Annotated in this window: 14 protein-coding genes; 3 read left to right on the forward strand and 11 right to left on the reverse strand. The window is 69.1% G+C overall.

From position 1 onward, the window contains the following. Positions 1–20 precede the first annotated feature (20 nt). A complete protein-coding gene (locus tag QNA09_RS23240) occupies positions 21–1,214 on the reverse strand; it encodes an acyl-CoA dehydrogenase family protein (RefSeq protein ID WP_119700227.1) in 1,194 nt (397 codons plus the stop codon). A 28-nt stretch (positions 1,215–1,242) separates the two neighbouring features. Further along, complete coding sequence (gene gabT / locus QNA09_RS23245) at positions 1,243–2,601, reverse strand: 4-aminobutyrate--2-oxoglutarate transaminase (RefSeq protein ID WP_048771209.1); 1,359 nt, start codon at positions 2,599–2,601, stop codon at positions 1,243–1,245. 177 nt (positions 2,602–2,778) lie between these two features. On the opposite strand from gabT, the gene QNA09_RS23250 reads away from it, so the two are divergent. Beyond that, positions 2,779–5,901 carry an NAD-glutamate dehydrogenase domain-containing protein gene (locus QNA09_RS23250; RefSeq protein WP_119700228.1) on the forward strand — a complete coding sequence of 1,041 codons (3,123 nt, stop codon included), beginning with the start codon at positions 2,779–2,781 and terminating at the stop codon, positions 5,899–5,901. 5 nt (positions 5,902–5,906) lie between these two features. Here QNA09_RS23250 and QNA09_RS23255 read toward each other — a convergent pair whose 3' ends face one another. The 9 genes from QNA09_RS23255 to QNA09_RS23295 all read right to left on the reverse strand — a co-directional run bounded on the left by QNA09_RS23255 (position 5,907) and on the right by QNA09_RS23295 (position 15,169). Continuing rightward, the gene (locus QNA09_RS23255; RefSeq protein WP_010596318.1) at positions 5,907–6,233 is read right to left on the reverse strand and encodes a putative quinol monooxygenase; all 327 of its coding nucleotides are present in this window, start codon (positions 6,231–6,233) and stop codon (positions 5,907–5,909) included. Between the two features lie 100 nt (positions 6,234–6,333). Then, a complete protein-coding gene (gene groL, locus QNA09_RS23260) occupies positions 6,334–7,983 on the reverse strand; it encodes a chaperonin GroEL (RefSeq protein WP_119700229.1) in 1,650 nt (549 codons plus the stop codon). Between the two features lie 37 nt (positions 7,984–8,020). Then, a complete protein-coding gene (locus tag QNA09_RS23265) occupies positions 8,021–9,046 on the reverse strand; it encodes an NAD(P)-dependent alcohol dehydrogenase (RefSeq protein ID WP_010596320.1) in 1,026 nt (341 codons plus the stop codon). Then, on the reverse strand, positions 9,043–9,792 hold the full coding sequence (locus tag QNA09_RS23270) for an iron-sulfur cluster assembly protein (RefSeq protein WP_010596321.1): 750 nt from the start codon (positions 9,790–9,792) through the stop codon (positions 9,043–9,045). Before QNA09_RS23270 ends, QNA09_RS23265 begins: the two co-directional genes overlap by 4 nt. Then, complete coding sequence (locus tag QNA09_RS23275) at positions 9,789–10,832, reverse strand: amidohydrolase family protein (protein ID WP_010596322.1); 1,044 nt, start codon at positions 10,830–10,832, stop codon at positions 9,789–9,791. Before QNA09_RS23275 ends, QNA09_RS23270 begins: the two co-directional genes overlap by 4 nt. 78 nt (positions 10,833–10,910) lie before the next feature. Then, the gene (gene mimD / locus QNA09_RS23280) at positions 10,911–11,246 is read right to left on the reverse strand and encodes a propane 2-monooxygenase effector subunit MimD (protein WP_085999772.1); all 336 of its coding nucleotides are present in this window, start codon (positions 11,244–11,246) and stop codon (positions 10,911–10,913) included. A gap of 2 nt (positions 11,247–11,248) precedes the next feature. Continuing rightward, positions 11,249–12,355, reverse strand: a complete 1,107-nt coding sequence (locus QNA09_RS23285; RefSeq protein WP_040273022.1) for an aromatic/alkene monooxygenase hydroxylase subunit beta — start codon at positions 12,353–12,355, stop codon at positions 11,249–11,251. Between the two features lie 50 nt (positions 12,356–12,405). Next, a complete protein-coding gene (locus tag QNA09_RS23290) occupies positions 12,406–13,449 on the reverse strand; it encodes an FAD-binding oxidoreductase (protein WP_308072122.1) in 1,044 nt (347 codons plus the stop codon). A 91-nt stretch (positions 13,450–13,540) separates the two neighbouring features. After that, positions 13,541–15,169 (reverse strand): methane monooxygenase, encoded by a 1,629-nt coding sequence (locus QNA09_RS23295; RefSeq protein ID WP_010596327.1) that lies wholly within the window; start codon positions 15,167–15,169, stop codon positions 13,541–13,543. A gap of 163 nt (positions 15,170–15,332) precedes the next feature. On the opposite strand from QNA09_RS23295, the gene QNA09_RS23300 reads away from it, so the two are divergent. Both QNA09_RS23300 and QNA09_RS23305 read left to right on the forward strand, forming a co-directional pair. Next, positions 15,333–17,144 carry a sigma-54-dependent Fis family transcriptional regulator gene (locus QNA09_RS23300; RefSeq protein WP_119700230.1) on the forward strand — a complete coding sequence of 604 codons (1,812 nt, stop codon included), beginning with the start codon at positions 15,333–15,335 and terminating at the stop codon, positions 17,142–17,144. A 106-nt stretch (positions 17,145–17,250) separates the two neighbouring features. Then, entirely contained in the window at positions 17,251–18,708 is a 1,458-nt protein-coding gene (locus QNA09_RS23305; protein WP_017681894.1) for a catalase, read from the forward strand. Positions 18,709–18,748: the final 40 nt, after the last annotated feature.

Genomic DNA, 18,748 nt, shown 5'->3' on the forward strand with positions numbered 1-18,748 from the left:
CGACGCGTCGACGGTGCGGGTCAGCGGAATGCGGCGTGACCGGTCAGGGCGCGGCCGATCGAGAGCAGGTGCATCTCGCTGGTGCCCTCGTAGGTCAGCACCGACTCGAGGTTGTTGGCATGCCGCAGCGGCGAGTACTCGAGCGTGATTCCGCTGGCGCCGAGAATGGTCCGGCATTCGCGGGCGATGGCCAGGGCCTCGCGCACGTTGTTGAGCTTGCCGAGGCTGATCTGCTCGGGAGTGACCCCGGACTCGTCCTTGAGGCGGCCGAGGTGCAGCGCGAGCAGGAAGCCCTTGCCGAGCTCGAGTGTCATGTCGGCCAGCTTCTCCTGGGTGAGCTGGTAGGCGGCGAGCGGCCGATCGAAGACCTCCCGGGAGGCGGCGTAGTCCAACGCGGTCTCGAGGCTGTTGCGGGCGGCGCCGAGCGCGCCGAACACGATGCCGAACCGGGCCTCGTTGAGGCAGGACAGGGGAGCGCCGAGTCCGCGGGCGAGCGGCAGCTCGGCCGATGCCGGCAGACGCACGTTGTCGAGCACCAGTTCGGAGGTCACCGAGGCCCGCAGCGACAGCTTCCGGTGGATCGGGTTGGCGGTGAAGCCGGGGGTGTCGGTGGGCACGACGAACCCGCGCACGCCCTCGTCGGTCTGGGCCCACACGGTGGCGACGTCCGCGAGATTACCGTTGGTGATCCACATCTTGGTGCCGGTGAGGATCCAGTCCGACCCGTCCCGGCGGGCGCGGGTGCGCATTCCCCCGGGGTTGGAACCGAAGTCGGGTTCCGTCAGGCCGAAGCATCCGATGGCGTCGCCGGAGGCGAGCCGGGGCAGCCAGTGCTCCTTCTGTTCGTCGGAGCCGTAGCGGTGGATCGAGAACATCGACAGCGAGCCCTGCACCGAGACGAAGCTGCGGAATCCGCTGTCGCCGGCCTCGAGTTCCAGGCAGGCCAGGCCGTAGCTGACGGCGTTGGTGCCGGCGCACCCGTATCCGTCCAGGTGCATGCCGAGGACGCCGAGGGCGCCGAACTCCTTCGCCAGTTCCTTGGGCAGCGTGGCGGATTCGAACCAGTTGCCGACCTCGGGGGCGAGCCGGGTCTCGACGAAGCGCCGGACGGTGGCGGCGATGTCGCGTTCGTCGGCGTCGAGCAGGGTGTCGGCGCCGAGGAGTTCGAGCGGCCGCAGGGGGCCGGTCGTGCGTGCGGGTGCGGTGGTGGTCATGTGCTGGTCCTCGGGGAAGTAGGGGTGGTCAGAGGGCGGCGAACGCGTCGCGCAGCACCGAGAACGCCTCGGTGAGCAGCGCGTCGGAGATCGACAGCGGCGGCAGGAACCGGAGCACGTTCCCGAAGGTGCCGGCCGTCAGGGTGAGGACTCCGTGGGCCTGGCAGTACCGGGCGATCTCCGCGACGGCTTCGCGGTTGGGGGTGGTCGTACCGGGCTCGACGAGTTCGACGGCGACCATGGCGCCGCGGCCACGGACGTCGCCGACGACGGGGTGACGGGTGCCGATCTCGCGCAGTTCCCGCAGCATCAGCGCGCCGATCTCCTGGGCGCGGTCGAGCAGATGCTCGGCCTCGATCGTCTCGAAGACGCCGAGCGCCGCGGCACACGCGGCGGGGTTGCCGCTGTAGGTGCCGCCGATGCCGCCCGGATGGGCACGGTCCATGATCTCGGCTCGGCCGGTGACGGCCGCGAGCGGGAGCCCGCCGGCGAGTCCCTTCGCCGTGACGATCAGATCCGGCACGAGGCCCTCGTGCTCACACGCGAACCACGCTCCGGTGCGGGCGATTCCGGTCTGGACCTCGTCGGCGACGACGAGGATGCCGCGGTCCCGGCAGAAGTCGGCGACGCGCCGCAGGAAGCCGTCGGCGGGGACGATGAACCCACCCTCGCCCTGGATGGGTTCGACGACGACGCACGCCACCTGGTCCGCGCCGATCTGGGCGTCGACGAGCAGCCGGAACTGCTCGAACGCCTCGTCCGCGGCGCGGTCGGGCCCGCTCGGCCACCGGTAGGGGTAGGCCATCGGCGCGCGGTAGACCTCCGGGGCGAACGGGCCGAAGGAGTGCTTGTAGGGCTGGTTCTTCGCCGTCATGGTCATCGTCATCAGCGTGCGGCCGTGGAAGGCGTGGTCGAACGTGACCACGGCGGACCGGCCGGTCGCCGCGCGGGCGTACTTCACGGCGTTCTCGACGGCCTCGCTGCCGGTGTTGAACAGGGCCGTGCGCTTGGCGTGCGTGCCCGGGGTCAGCCGGTTGAGGGCCTCGGCGACCTCGATGTACGGCTCGTAGGGGGTGGCGAGGAAGCAGGTGTGGGTGAACTGCTGCAGTTGTGCGGTGGCGCGTTCGACGACCCGCGGCGCGGAGTTGCCGACGGTGGTGACGGCGATGCCGGAGCCGAGGTCGATGAAGGAGTTCCCGTCCACGTCGACGAGCACACCCCCGCCCCCGGCGGCCGCGTAGATCTCGGCGCCGCTGGCCAGGCCCGCCGGCAGCGCGGCGGCGCGGCGCTGCGCCAGCTCGCGGGACCGGGGTCCCGGGATCTCCGTCACGATGCGACGTGCCTGCTCGAGCCCGGGGCCACCCCGTACGAGTTCGACTGCGGTCATGTCCTTCTCCCTTCGTCGGTTTCCTCGAACTGTAGGAGCGCAGACCCGGGTTTCTGATGGACCTCGAGTACAAGTTCAGCCGTCTACATGGACATCGAGTACATGTCCGTTCTCGGCGGTCCGCCGCAGACTGGCGGCACACCACGGCCCACACCGGGTGACCGAAAGGACATACCGATGACCACCGCCCCCACGCACCCGTACGAACCGGCGCCCACCGACGTCGCCGGGGCCGCGCGGCGCCTCGCGCGCGCACAGGATGCCGGACCGGCACTGCTGTTCGTGGAGGACTCGTCCTCCGACGGCACCGCCTGTGCCGTCATGCGATGGCCGGGCCGGGACCCGCTGCTCGCCGACTCCGTCCACACGTTCGAGCACTTCGGCCTGCGGATCGACGATCACGAACTCCTGACCACCGGCGACGCGGACCGCCGGGTGCATCGATTCGCGTTCGTCACGCCCCCGGAGTGGGAACCGGGTTCGCCGCGCCGGGTGGCGGCGGTCTTCGACGCCCACGCACAGGGCCGCACCGTCGTCGACGGGTACTCCCGCCTCGCCGTCGTCGCCGAGGTGGGCGTGCGGGACATCGCCCTGGTCCGCGCCGCCGCCCGCTTCGCCCGCCAGGCGGGACTGATCATGTCGGAACGGTACGTCGTCGACACGCTCTGCCGGCATGCCGGATTCGTCGAGGCACTCGTCGCCTGCTTCGCCGCGCGCTTCGACCCGGACCGGCACGATCGGGACGTCGCCGCCGGACAGGCGCTCGCCGAACGGCGCGGCGCGGCGGAAAGCCTCGACGAGGACCGCATCCTGCGCAGCCTCGAGTCGTTCGTCACCGCCACCGTGCGCACCAACTGGTACCAGCGCGACGATCGCGGTGCGGCGAAACCGTACGGGGCATTCATGCTCGATTCCGCTCGTCTGGCCGACCCCGGACCGGTCGTTCCGCACCGCGAGATCTTCGTCCACTCGGACGACGTGGAGGGCATCCACGTGCGGAGCGGCACCGTCGCCCGCGGGGGGCTGCGGTTCTCGGACCGTCCGGAGGACTACCGCACCGAGGTCCTCGGCCTGATGAAGACCCAGGTCGTGAAGAACGCCCCCATCGTCCCCGTCGGTGCCAAGGGCGCGTTCGTCCGCAGAAACCCGGATATTTCTCCCGCCCAGGCATATTCGACGTTCGTCCGGGGAATGCTCGACCTCGCCGACAACATCGTCGACGGTCGGATCGTGCATCCGGACCGCACCGTCGTCCACGGCGGGGACGACGCCTATCTGGTGGTGGCCGCGGACAAGGGCACGGCCCGGTTCTCCGACCTGGCCAACTCCATCGCCGCGGAGTACGACTACTGGCTCGGCGACGCCTTCGCCTCGGGCGGATCGAGCGGATACGACCACAAGGCGATGGGCATCACCGCGCGCGGCGCGTGGGTCGCGGTCCGCGAGCACTTCACCGACCTCGGCATCGACGTCGAGACCACCGAGGTGACGGCGGTGGGGATCGGGGACATGTCCGGCGACGTGTTCGGCAACGGGATGCTGCTCTCGCCGCACCTGCGCCTCGTCGGCGCCTTCGACCACCGGCACATCTTCCTCGACCCCGACCCGGACACCGCCCGTGCCTACGCGGAGCGCCGGCGGCTGTTCGAGCTTCCCGGATCGAGCTGGGACGACTTCGACCGCGACGTCCTCTCCGCCGGGGGCGGCGTGTGGCCGCGCTCCGCGAAGTCCGTCACCGTCCCGGAACCGGCACGGCGCCTGCTCGGACTGTCCCACCCGACCACCACCCCGGACGAGTTGATCAAGGCGCTGCTGACGGCCCCGGTGGATCTGCTCTGGAACGGCGGCGTCGGCACCTACGTCAAGGCATCCTCCGAAAGCCACACCGAAGCAGCGGATCCGGCAAACGACCCCGTCCGTGTCGACGCCTCGCAGCTGCGGTGCCGCGTCGTCGGCGAGGGCGGGAACCTCGGTTTCACGCAGCGGGCCCGCATCGAGTTCGCGGCCGCGGGCGGGCGCGTCAATGCGGACTTCATCGACAACGCGGCCGGCGTGGCCACCTCCGACGCCGAGGTGAACCTGAAGATCGCCCTCGAATCCGCCCGGCGCAGGGGAGGTCTGACCCTCGAGGAACGCAACCGGCTGCTCGACGACGCCCGCGACGAGGTGGCCCGGACGGTGCTGCGCACGAACCGGGACCAGGCGGTGGCGCTCGGACTCGCCGTCTCGCGCGCGGCCCGGCTGCTCGGCAGGCACGAGCGGCTCATCATCCACCTCGAGACCGGCGGCGGACTCCGGCGCAGCACCGAGGTGCTGCCCACCGTGCAGGAACTGGCCGCCCGCGCCGGCGCCGGCCGCGGGTTGACCAGGCCGGAGATCGCGGTGCTGCTCGCCCGGTCGAAGAACGTCGTGTGCCGGGATCTGCTCGAGTCGGACGTGCCCGACGACCCCGTCTTCGCCGACGTCGCCCTCGAGTACTTCCCCGCCGGCATGCGCGCCGTGCTGCGGGACGAGATCCGGGACCATCCCCTGCGCCGCGAGATCGTCGCGACCCGGATCGCCTCCGATCTCGTCGACCACGTCGGTCCGGGGATGATCTATCAGCTCGAGGAACGGCTCGGGGTGCGCACCCCGGCGGTCGCCCGGGCGTACGCGGTGATCCGGGCGGTGTTCGACACCGACCGGTGGTGGGCCGAGGCACGCGACGGCGCCGACCGCTGGGAACGGCTCGGCGCCGTGCAGGGATTCGTCGAGCATGCGGCCTCGTGGATTCTGCGGCTGCGGCCGTCGCCGCTCGACGTGACCGCCGAGATCGCGCGGCTGCGTGCCGGGGTCGAGGATCTGCTCGCAGACGACGCGCCGGGCGACGGCCCCGACTTCCGGTTTCTCGCCGAGTGCCCGGCCCTGGTCGACACCGCGCACACGCTGGACTGCCCGGCCCGCCTCGTCGCCCGGGTGCACGCCGCCACGGGATCGCTGCTCGGGATCGAGGGGATGTCACCGGACCTGTCCACCGGATCCCACACCTGGTGGGACAGCACGGCGATCGCCACCGCGCGGGACGAACTCGCCGATCGCCACCACGGTCTCGTCGCCGCGATCCTGCGCCGGGACGGCGCGCCGACCGGCCCGGCGGACGTCGACGAGGTCCTGGCGCGGTGGCAGGCGCGAGTCCCGGACGCGATCGCCCGGGTCACGCGCCTGACCACCGAGCTGCGTGAGAACGGGCCCGTCGATCTGCCGCGGGCGTGCACCCTCGGCGCGGAACTGCGCCTGCTCGTGCGCGCGACGGAGCGGTGACCGCCTCAGCCGGCCATCTCGAGTTCACCCATGCGGGCCCACTCGACGCCGGGGAGCTCGGTGTTGAGGATCCTCGGCGTCTCGCTCAGCGCGGGGCGCATGGCGTCGAGTCCCTTGCGGAAGTGGTCGGCACCGACGTGCGCGGCGCCGGCCTCGCCGTCGCGGAACGCCTCGACGAGCACGTACTCGGACGGATCGTCCACGCTGCGGGACCACTCGAACCACAGGTTTCCGGGTTCGGCCCGGGTCGCCTCGGTGAATTCCCTTGTGAGCGAAAGCCAGTCGTCCCGGTACTCGGGACGGACCCGGAACTTGACCACGATGAAGATCATTGCGTACTCCGATTCTGCCGGGTGGACACGGCGGCGGCCGGTCGCCCCGGAGGGAAGCGACCGACGGGGCCCGGCCGCCGCCGAGACCGTCCCCCCGCGCTCAGTAGATGTTGGACGGGCGGACCATGCCCTCGGCCAGGTCCCCGAAGCCGGGCGCGTGGATAGCGCCGGGATTGCCGACGACCTCCTCCACGATCGCGGTCTCGGTGGTGATGAGCAGCGCCGCGATGGACGCGGCGCTCTCGAGCGCGGCGCGCGTGACCTTGAGGGGGTCGACGATGCCCTCGTCGAACATGTCGCCGTACTCACCGGTCAGGGCGTCGAAGCCGTGCCCCGACGGCAGGCCCGCGACGACCTCGACGACCTCGTCACCGTCGAAGCCGGCATTGACCGCGATCCACCGCAGCGGCTCGGGCAGGGCCCGCCGCACGACGTCCCGGCCGATGGCCTCGTCGCCAGGCAACTCGAGATCGGCCAGCGCGCGGTGCGCCTGACCGAGCGCGGTGCCGCCGCCGGCGACGATGCCGTCCTCGAGGGCGGCCCGGGTGGCGGCGAGGGCGTCCTCGACGCGCAGCATGCGCTCCTTGAGTTCGACGCTCGTGGCGCCGCCCACCCGGATGACCGCGACCCGCCCGGTGAGCCGGGCGATGCGCAGCTGGAGGCTGTCCTGGTCGGCGTCGATCCGGGCGCGGTCCAGCTGCGTCTCGAGCTGCGCGATCCGGGCCTCGAGCAGCTTCGCGTCGCCGTGGCCGCCGACGATGGTGGTCTCGTTCTCGGTGACGGTGATGCGGTCGCAGGACCCGAGATGCTCGCGTGTCACCTCGGACAGCTCGACGCCGGTGTCCTTGGCGATCACGTGCCCGCCCAGCGCCACCGCGAGGTCCTGCAACTCGGCGACCCGCCGGTGACCGAATCCGGGCGCGCGTACGACGACGGACTGCATCGTCTTGTGCATGTTGCCGCCGACGAGGAGCTGCAGGGCGGGGCCGTCGACGTCCTCGGCGAGCACGACGAGGGGCCGGTCGGCGCGTTTGGCGGCCTCGATGCTCGGCATGATGTCCTGCACCTGGCTGATCTTCTTGTTGGTGAGCAGGATCAGCGGATTGTCGTGGACCGCTTCCATGCGTTCCGGGTCGGTGACCATGTAGCCGGAGATGTAGCCGTGGTCGAATTCGATGCCGTCGACGACGCTCACCGACATCCCGAGGCTGTCGCTCTCCTCGGTGGTGACGATGCCGGACCTGCCGACGTACGAGACGGCCTCGGCGATGGCCTCGCCGATGGACTCGTCGTCGCTGGCGGCCAGCGTCGCGACGCGCCGCAGGTCCGCGCGATCCTCCACCGGCACGGACCGGTCGCGCAGCGCCTCGACGACGACGGGAACGGTGCGTTCGATGCCGCGGCGCACCCGCATCGGGTTCGCGCCGGCGTCGACGGCGCGCAGGCCCTCGCGGACCATGGCCTGCGCGAGCACCGTCGCGGTGGTGGTGCCGTCACCGACCACGCCGTTGGTCTTCATCGCCACTTCCTTGACCAGCTGCGCACCCATGTTGGCGAACGGGTCCCGCAGCTGGATCTCCCGGGCGATCGTGACGCCGTCGTTGGTGATGGTGGGTGGGCCGGTGAGCTTTTCGAGCACCGCGTTGCGGCCCTTCGGACCGAGCGTCACCTTGACCGCGTCGGCGAGGGCGTTGACGCCGTACTCGAGCAGGGTGCGTGCTTCCTGAGCGAACCGCAGATCCTTTGCCATGACTGGGTTTCCTTTCGTGCCGACCGGTGGATGCGGTTCAGGGGACCAGGATCGCGCGGCCGCGGACCCGTCCCGCGTCGAGGTCTTCGATCGCCTGCTGGAACTGCTCGAGCGGGTACTTGGTCGTGTGCAGCGCGACCTTGCCCTGCGCGGCGAGGACCATGAGCTCCTGCAGGTCGTTGTAGGAGCCGACGAGGTTGCCGACGAAGTTGATCTCGGTGGAGATCACGTCGATCGTGGGCACGTCGATGTTCTCGCCGTAGCCGACGACGTAGTAGTTGCCGGCGCGGCGCAGCATCGCGACACCGTCCTTCGTGGCGCCGCCCTCACCGACGAAGTCCACGACGGCTTCGGCGCCGCGCCCGCCGGTCAGTTCCAGGATCTGCTGCACGTGGGTGCCGTCGGCGACGATGCCGTGGTCGGCGCCGATCTCGACGGCCAGGGCGACCGCGGCCGGATTGCGGTCCACCACGATCAGGGTGGCCGCGGAGATCGCCTTGAGCACCTGGATGCCGATGTGGCCGAGACCGCCGGCGCCGATCATGACGCACACGTCGCCGGGCCGCGTCGCACGCGCCGCCTTCGCGACGGCGTGGTAGGCCGTGAGCCCGGCGTCGGCGAGCGCCGCGACGTCGGACGGCTCGAGCGAGTCGTCGATCCGGACCACGCTGCGCGCGGTGGTGCGCAGGTACTCGGCGTAGCCGCCGTGGGTGTCGATGCCGGGGAACTGGCTGTTCTCGCAGTGCACGTCGTCGCCGAACCGGCACGCGCGGCAGAGCCCGCACGTGATGAGGGGGTGGAGGATGACCTTGTCACCGACGGCGACGTTGGTGACGGCGTCGCCGACGGCATGCACCCAGCCGGCGTTCTCGTGGCCGATGGTGTACGGCAGGACGACGCCGCTCTTCTCGGCCCACTGTCCCTCGAGGATGTGGATGTCGGTGCGGCACACCCCCGCCCCGCCGATGCGGACGATGACGTCGAGCGGGCCTTCGACCTTCGGCTCGGGGATGTCGTCGAGTTGAAGCTTGGTGTGGTAACCCACGACCTGCACGGCCTTCATGACACTCTCCTGACGATTTCGGAACAACGGACGTCGGCGACCCGGGGCGCTGCCGATTCGCCGTCGTCGGCGTACCGGGTGGCCAGCAGGCCCCGGCAGAAATGCGCGTTCCCCTCCATGGAGATCCGCACGGACTTCGCGAAACGCAGCCGCATCGGCACCGCCTCGTGGGGGATCGGCCGCCCGTCGTCGTCGACGAACACCCGGCCGGCCGGGCACAGGCTCAGGCCGATGTCGAACCGTCGCCGCATCAGCGCCGACTTGTGCCGGCCCGGCGGCAGGTCGCTCAGGGTGAGCGACGGGATGTCGTCGACGGTGAGGGACGAGTGCTGCAACAGGGATTCGAGGCAGCGCTCCAGCGCGGCGAGGTGCGCCTTGCGCCGGAACGTGCGGCGCAGCTCGTCGAGGTTCTCCTCCGCCTCGGACCCGAAGGTGCCCCGGTAGCCGGCGTCGGCGGCGAGCCCCGCGTTGATCTTGGCGCTGTCGTGGTGGTCGTCCAGCAGGATCCGCACCTCGCCGATGCCCTCGATCGCGCGCAGCGCGTCCTGGGCGTCGGAGGCCATGAGGTACGCGAAGTTCGGTGAACAGAACGCGGTGGGCAGCCGCAGGTGCACGGTGACCCCGTCGTCGTCGAGCACCACCGACCGCACGAAACCGAGATCGGTGATCGGCTCGTCCAGTTCGGGGTCGACCACGGTGCCGAGCGCGGCGAGCACGTCGCTGCCCGACACCGGTGCGGCCGTCACGACGACACCGCCTCTCGAGCTCCCGCCGCCACCTCCACGCCCTCCTGTCCGGCGGGCTCGGGCAGCCGCAGGTGTTCCGGAACGTCGATGTCGTAGAGCGCCGCGGCGTTGAGACCGAGGATCTTCTTCTTCTGCTCGATCGTGATCGGCGCGTATTCGGTCATGTCCTCGGGGATCTGGAAGTCCACGAACTTCTCGATCAGCCACTTCGGTGTCCACAGCGCGTAGTCGCTGGAGAACAGGATCTTGTCCTCGCCGAGCCAGTAGAGCAGTTCGCCGATGATCTGGGCGAAGTACCGGGGGCGGGTGTGGATGAACGGAATCGCCACGGCCAGACCGCCGTACACGTTCGATTCCTGGGTCGCGATCCAGCAGAAGTCCTCGAGCCGGGGCAGGCCCACGTGCTCGACGACGAACCGCAGCTCGAGGTAGTCGGTGGCGACCTTGTCCACGTCGGCGACGTCGAAGGCGTCCCGGTCGAGCGGGCGGATGGTCGGGCCCTTGTGCACGTGGATGTTCTTGATGCCCAGCTCGATGCACTCCTCGAGGTAACGCCTCGACCACGGGTCGTCGAGCTTGTATCCGCGGGAGTCACCGTGCCATTCGGCGGTGTACAGCTTGACGCCCTGAAGGTTCATCCGCTCGGCGTCCCGGCGCAGCTGCTCGAGTCCGGCCTCGCCGTGGCGGGGGTCGTAGGCATGGTTGTAGGTGAGCTTGTCCGGGTGCTTGCGGGTGAGCTCGAACGCCTCCTCGGTCTGCCCGAACCCGTTGTGGTAGAACTCGCTCAGCAGGGTGGCCTGGAAGATCGCATGATCCACGTGCCCGTCCACGAAGAGGTCCTTCATGAGGCGTTCGCCACCGTAGTAGGTGTAGGTGTCGTAGTCCCACACCTCCTCCTCGGGGCTGAGGTTCTTGTGGTAGTCGTAGAAGCAGTCGATGAACTGCCGTCCGTGCACGTTCTTCTGGTTCGACTCGCGGCCGTCCCAGATGTGCACGTGGCCGTCCACGATGAAGTACTGCTGGCCGTCCTTCTCGTACATCGCTTCCCTCGTTCTGTCGTGTGCCGGTGGTGGATCGGGAGCCGTCCGGGCCCGGCGGGCGGACCCGGACGGCTGCGGTCAGTGCGCCGTGAGATCGAATCCGATGTACTCGGCGGCGTCCTCGGGGCTGGCGAAGAGCATGGTCTTGTCGTCGAGATGCACCATGCGCCCGTAGTGGGTGGAGCTGATCTCCTCGAAGATCGATCCGTCGAAGTCCTCACCGAGGGCGTCGGTGAGCTCGGCGTAGTCGAATTCGAGGCGGTTCACGCCGTCGACGCGGATCATCGACGGGTACTCCGTCAGCTCCACTCCCTCCTTGGTTCCCATGACGTCGGCGACGACGCGTCCGATCGGGGTGTTCATCAGGGTGACGCCACACATGTTGGAGAACTCGGTGGCCGATCCGAATTGCATGCTCACTGGTCCAACTCCTTCGGGATGTCGAGCCCGAGATCCTCGAGCAGGGAACGGAACTTCGCCTCGGCGGCGTCGAGGCTGGAGGCGAACGTGACCGCCTTGTCCGCCGGCTGGGACCAGATCGGCTGCAGGGCGCGGGCCGCGTCGAGGCAGCGCGGCACCCACGTCGCCAGCCATGTCCCGAACAACTCCTTGTTCGACTCCCCGTGCTGCTCGTCGCGGACGAGCATCCGGAAGAGGTTGCGCGTGTAGGCGAGATCCCGGTCGTAGTCGTGCTCTCCGGTGCCGACGATCGTCGGCGTGATGTAGTCGCCGTTGCGGGCGGCGATCTGCATGATCAGTTCGGTGCGGAACAGCGAGCCGACGAGCTGCTCGAAGACGATGTTGGTGGCGAAGAGCAGCTCGCACCAGTCCGGCACCGCGGTCAGCCGCTCGACGACCTCGCGGGTGGGCTGCCATTCCGGCGCGGACTGCCAGACCTCCCGGTGGGCGGCCCCCTCGAACGGGATCCCGGCCTCGGACAGGTCGAGGTTGAACAGCGCCAGGTCCTGCGCGAACCGCATCTTGTGCGCCGCGTTGACCGCCACCGCGGTGTTGATCATGTTCGTGGGGCCGGAGCGCTGGATGGAGGTGAACACGTGCAGCGCCAGACCGTTCTCCGCGTGCATCCAGGCGCCGAGATTGCGCTCGATGAACTTCAGCCACGGCGTGTTCCAGCCGTCGTAGGCGCGGGCACGCTTGGCGTTCTGCAGGCACAGGTCCACCTGGCGCACGACCGCCGCGTTGTTGCGGTAGATCGTCTGGTCCCATTCCTCGTTGGGGTCGAGGAAGGCGTGCCAGTTCGACGACTTCGCGGTCGTCCATTCCTTGGGGTATCCGCCCGGCCCGTCGCCGAAGCCGTAGATCCAGCCCTGCGACAGGTGCCGTTCGGGATCGGGCTGCACGTCGACGGTGACGTCCTCGTACATCGTCGAGCGCTTCTTGGCGGGCGTGTAGTAGGTGAAGGTGCGGCTGCGGGAGCTGGGGAACTCAAGCGCGCCGGCCTCGGAGTCGGTGAACTCGATCTTCGGGAAACTGCGTTGCTTGGACTCGGTGGTTGCGGTCATCTCGTATCTCACTTCTGTCGGTGAAGGAGCGGTGTGGTTTCCTACGGCGCCTACTCGAAGGCCGGGCTGGTGAACTTGTCGTAGAAGATCTGGTCCTTCGGGGTGTTGTGCACCTCGAGCAGTTCCAGAGCCGCGTCGACCATGGGCGGTGGCCCGCACAGGTAGACCTCGCACCGGTGGATCTCCGGTTCGCGGCGGCCCACGACGTCGGTGACGTTGCCCTCCTCGACGTCCGGCAGGCCGGACGGTGCCGGCTCCGACGACTCCGAGAGACAGGGCGTGAACACGAAGTCCGTCAACGTCTTTCTCAGTTCGAGGATCTCGTCGACGTAGAACAGATCGGCCGGCGTGCGGGCACCGTAGTAGAACCGGACGGGTCGCGTGCTGCCGGTCTCGCTCAGGTGCCGCAGGAGCGAGAGGATCGGGGCCATGCCGGCGCCGCCGCCGATGAAGACGATCGGCAGGACGTGACCGTCCTTGATGGTGAAGGATCCGTAGGGCCCGGTGAGCGCGATCTCGTCGCCCACCGCGATACCGTCCTCGAGCAGGCCGGCGAACTTTCCGCCGGGGTACTTCTTGACGAGGAACTCGACGTGTCCCGGCGTCGATCGGGTCGTCGCCATGGAGAACGACCTATGTTCCTCGGTTCCCGGTATCTGCAGGTCCGAGTACTGACCCGGTTTGAAGTCGTACTCCGTGGGTTCGACGGGCTGCAGTTGCAGCGACACGATGTCCTTGGTCATCGGCTCGATCGCGGTGATCCGGGTGCGCACCTCCTGGATGGGGATACCACCCAGGAGTTCGTCCTCGTCGAAGTTGAGCAGTTCGATGGTGCAGTCGCTGTAGGCCGTCGAACGGCAGAGCAGCACGTGCCCCTCGTCGGTCTCGGCGTCGTTGCAGGCGAACGTCGAGTAGTCCTCCATCTGGATGTCGCCGTCGAGGACGAAGGACTTGCAGGCCGAGCAGCGACCCTCGCGGCAGCCGTGCATCAGGTGGATGCCCTGCCGGAAGGCGGCGTCGAGGATGTACTCGTCCTCGCCGACCTCCATCTCGATGTCGACGGGCTCGAAGTTGATACGGTGCGTGTCGGCCACGGGGGTGTCTCCTGGGCTCGTGAATTTCTGTGCTGGTGGTGTCGGCGGGCGGCGCCGGGATGTGGTGCGGCGCCGCCCGCCGGGCCCGGTGTCAGAGCGGCGTGGCGCCGGCGCGGTACTCCGCGATGTGCGCTGCGCGCTCCTCGTCCGTCATCTGGTTCAGCAGGACGTTCGGGCTCTGGAAGGTGTTGCCCCGCACGTCGTCGAGGGTCCACATCTTCTTCGGGTCGAGATCGAGGTGCGGCTGGCCGACGAGGGTCTTGCCGTCGTCGCGCACATACCCGAGGTCCTGCACGATGTCGGCGAGATCCTTGTCGTGGTGCAGGGTCTCCCATTCCCGGAAACCGGTGAGACGGCCCATGTTCGGCGTGGGCCGGCCCTCGTACTCACCGCGGAAGGCGACCGCGTCGGTCCAGTAGCACGTCTCCGAGCAGTAGGTCCGCCACTGGTCGTCGACCTTCTCCACGACCATGTCCTCGCGGACCAGGGCCGGCACCATGCAGGTCCAGCAGCGGTGCGGGTACTGGTATCCGACTTCCTCGAACGCGATCGGCTTGTTGCGGCCGGGGTAGGCGAGGCGGTTGTAGTTCTCCCACCACTTGCCGAACTTGGAGTACCAGCCGGGGTACTTCTCCTCGAACCACTCGAAGTCCGCGTCGGTCATGGCGTCGATCCGCCAGTAGTTCACCGGCCAGCCCGTGGCGAAGAACCGGGCCACCTCGTGGACGTAACCCTTCTCGGTGATGCGCTTCCACGCCTCCTCGACGAGATCGTGCGGAATGGTGAGCCCGTACTTCTCGAGGGGGAGCAGGTAGCTGCGGTAGTAGTCGTCGTAGATCCACCGCCGCCACATCTCGGCGTAGCTCTCGCGGTCCTTGCGGCGGTCCTTGGTGCCGTATTCGATGAACGTGCCGATCGCGGCGTCGACCACGCAGTGGTTGTTCCACCAGGCGTAGCGCAGGTCGCGTTCGAGCAGCGGCCGGTTCCGCTCGTCGGCCAGGGCCATGAGCAGGATCGAGTAGCCGTTGGAGATGTGGCGCGACTCGTCGGACTGCACCGAGTGGAACACGGTGGGCAGCAGGTAGTCACCGTTGGCGGCGGCCTCGTCGGGCATCGCCACGAACAGGGTGTTCGTGAAGGCGGTCTCCGCGACCACGGTCAGGTAGATGTTGGCCGCGGTGATCGCGTCACCGGTGATGAAGCCCTCCCCGAACTGCCGGCCGATGGTGCCCGCGTAGTTGTTCGCGAACGCCTTCTCGGTCATGTCGAACCCGGCGGGATCGATGTAGTTGTTCATGTAGAGCTTCTTGAGGTTCATCTGGATCGTCGAGTGCCGGACCTCGTCGATCATCTGCACCGCGAGACCGTTGTGGATCTCGGGGTTGGGCACCGCGTCGATGGCCATCGGCATCGCGCGGGCCGCGGAGATCTCCGGGAACGGGATGATCGAGAGGAACAGCTTCTGCCACTCCAGCCAGCGCTGCTGGACCTGGCGGAACATGTTGCCGCGGATCGCGCCGTCCATCGCGCCGTAGACCCGGTTGTCCTTCTCCTCCTCCATGGGGAAGTAGGACCGCATGATCTGCTTGAGAGGGTCCTTCTTGGGGGCCTTCTCGAACGTGTAGTCGGTGCCGAAGCGGGTGGCCGGCGTCGCGAACGTCGGTTCCCACGTCAGCTCGGTGATCTTTGCATGGGCCTTGGTCAGGCTCTGCCTACTCAATGTGCGCCTCCTGGATCGGGAGCCGGCTCTGTGCCAGCCGTGGACGGTGGGGTGTGGGTGCCGATACAACCCCGGTGTGCAACCCCGATCTGTCTCAATGTGAGACTCAGGTCACAATCGATGTGATTACCTTTGCTCTTGCGAGATCCGAGGAGAAGGTGGCGTGACAACTCCGGACGACCGGGAGATCGAGGTGGGTGAACACAACCGGAGCGGTTCCCGGGACGGGCATTCGCTTCAGGAATCGGGCGAATCGGTCCGTGCGGGCGACTTCCCCGATCTCGGCGATCGGCGGGTCCGCAACTGGCTGCGGGTGTCCTGGGTGCGTTCCCGGGAGGCCAAGGTCGACGCCGATCGCCCGGCCGCGGACTACGTCGAAGCCCTTCCCACCGACACCGTCCTCACCCGGGCGGCCCGGCCGGTGCTGCGCGCGTTGGCGGCGGAGATCGAGAACGAACCGGTGAGCCTGATCCTCACCGACGGCAAGGGCACCGTGCTCAGCCGTTACGGCGGCGACCGTCGCCTGCTCGGCGCGCTGGACCGGGTCCACCTCGCACCGGGGTTCCGGTACTCCGAGTCCCAGGTCGGCACCAACGGCATCGGCACCGCGCTCGAGGTCGGCGCGCCGCTGCTCATCCGGGGCGACGAGCACTACAGCGGGCATCTGCGCAAGTTCTCCTGCGCGGGCGCACTCGTGACCCATCCCGTCACCGGGGCCCTGCTCGGCGTGGTGGACCTGACCACCGAGGCCGAGAACACGAACTCGCTGCTGCTCTCGTTCGCCAAGCTCGCCGCCACCCGCATCCGGGAGCGGATCCTCGAGGACGCCAACGAGCTGGACCGGGCGCTGCTGCACGACTACCACGCGGCATGCCAGCACTCGGGCCGTCCGGTCATCGCGATCGGCGACGAAGTCCTGATGATGAACGCCCTCACCCAGCAGCGGTTCGACTCGCGCGACCAGGCCGCGATCATCGACCGGACCCGCGACGCGCGGGGACGGCACGAGCCGTTCACCCTGCTCGCCGACCTGCCGAGCGGGACCACGGCCCGGCTGTCCTACCAGCCCACCTTCGTCGACGACCGGCTCGCCGGCGGGGTCGTGCGGATCAAGGAACAGGTCGCCCGGAGCCGGTCCACCCGGGCCGTCGCCCCACCCGCGCCGCGCGCCCTGGCCGGCCGCAGCGCCCAATGGCAGCGCACCGTCGAAGGCGTTGTCGAGGCGTGCCGGCGCGGCGAATGGCTCGTCCTCGACGGTGAGCCGGGCGTCGGGAAGGCCGCCCTGATCCGGGCGGCGCACGACCACGTCCGGTCCGGGCACGCCCTGACGGTCCTCGACGCGGCCCGGCTCGACGGCGACGAGCTGCCCGAACGCGCGGCTGCGACCCTCGACGACGGTGGCGACCTCGCCGTGCTGCACGCCCACGTCCTCGGCGACGACCAGTTCGCGGCGCTCGAGTCGTTCCTGCAGGCCGTCGCCCAGGACACGCGCGCGCCCGCGCCGTGGGTCGCCCTGACCATGCAGCCGCCGCAGGGGCAGAGCGACACCCACGCGCTGCTCCGCCTCTTCCCGAAGACGATCTCCGTTCCCCCGCTGCGGCATCGACTCGAGGACGTGCCCGACCTGGTCCGGTTCCTGCTCGACGCCGCCGGCGCCTCCGGCCTCACGCTCTCCCCGGCCGCAACGAACCAGCTCATGCGGCTGTCGTGGAGCGGCAACGTGACCCATCTGCGCGGCGTCCTCGACGAGCTCTGCCAGCGGCGGCGATCCGGGACCGTCGAGCCGGCCGACCTGCCCGCCGAGTGCCGGGCGACGACCCGCCGGAGTCTGACCCGGCTCGAGTCCCTCGAGCGGGACGCGATCGTGGAGGCGCTGGCGCTGCACGGCGGCGACAAGGTGGCCGCCGCGAAGGCCCTCGGCATGTCGCGGGCGACGATCTACCGCAAGATCCGAGAATTCGGCATCACCCTCTGATTCCGAGTGTGCGTGTCAAATTGAGACGACGGGACACTGCTCCGCACGAAACACTGCTGAGCGCAGAGACGTTCACCCCACCGGGGTGACCAGACAGGAGTGATCGATGACCGACCACAACGGACTCACCACCGCTGCCGGCGCACCTGTGCCGGACAACCAGAACAGTCTCACGGCCGGGGCCCGCGGACCCATGCTCCTCCAGGACGTGTGGTTCCTCGAGAAGCTCGCGCACTTCGACCGTGAGGTGATCCCCGAACGGCGCATGCATGCAAAGGGTTCCGGCGCGTTCGGCACCTTCCGCGTCACCCACGACATCACGCGGCACACCCGGGCCGCGCTGTTCTCCGAGATCGGCAAGCAGACCGAGGTGTTCGTCCGGTTCTCCACCGTCGCCGGCGAGCGCGGCGCCGCCGACGCGGAACGCGACATCCGCGGCTTCGCCGTCCGCTTCTACACCGAGGAGGGCAACTGGGACATCGTCGGCAACAACACCCCGGTGTTCTTCTTCCGCGATCCGCTCAAGTTCCCCGACCTCAACCATGCCGTGAAGCGCGATCCGCGGACCAACCTTCGCGACCCCGAGAACAACTGGGACTTCTGGACCAATCTGCCGGAAGCCCTGCACCAGATCACGATCGTGATGTCCGACCGCGGCATCCCCGACGGCTACCGGCACATGCACGGATTCGGTTCGCACACTTTCTCGTTCGTCGATGCCGCGGGCGCCCGGTCGTGGGTGAAGTTCCACTTCCGCACCCAGCAGGGCATCCGGAACCTCACCGACGAGGAGGCCGCGGCCGTGATCGCCGGCGACCGCGAATCCGCCCAGCGGGACCTGTACGAGGCGATCGAGGCCGGGAACCACCCGAAATGGACGCTGTACGTGCAGATCATGCCCGAGGCCGACGCGGCGACCTACCGCTACCACCCGTTCGACCTGACCAAGGTGTGGTCCAAGAAGGACTATCCGCTCCTCGAGGTGGGGGAGCTGGAGCTGAACCGCAACCCGGACAACTACCACGCCGACGTCGAGCAGGCCGCGTTCTCCCCTGCGAACGTCGTCCCGGGCATCGGGTTCTCGCCCGACCGGATGCTGCAGGGCCGGCTCTTCTCGTACGGGGACGCCGCACGCTACCGGCTCGGCGTCAACCACCACCAGATCCCGGTGAACTGCCCCCGGGCCGCCGCCCACGTGAACTCCTTCCACCGCGACGGCGCGATGCGGGTGGACGGCAACCAGGGCAGCGTCCCGAGCATCGAGCCGAACTCGTACGGCCGATTCCAGGAGCAACGCGGGTACGCCGACCCGCCGCTGACCGTCGGTGCCGTCGCGGACCGATTCGACTACCGCGCAGACGACGACAACTATTTCGAGCAGCCCGGGATCCTGTTCCGCGCCATGACCGCCGAGCAGCAGACCGTGCTGTTCGAGAACACCGCGCGCGCGATCACCGGGGCATCGGTGACGACGATCGAACGGCACATCGCCAACTGCACGCAGGCCGATCCGGCCTACGGTGAGGGAGTTCGCAAGGCCTGCGAGGCACTGGGGGCGTTGTGAGCGACCGGTGATCCGTCCGGCAGCCGCGCAACCCTCGGTC

The sequence above is a fragment of the Rhodococcus sp. AH-ZY2 genome (assembly GCF_030916465.1).
GTDB classification, from domain to species: Bacteria; Actinomycetota; Actinomycetes; order Mycobacteriales; family Mycobacteriaceae; genus Rhodococcus; species Rhodococcus ruber.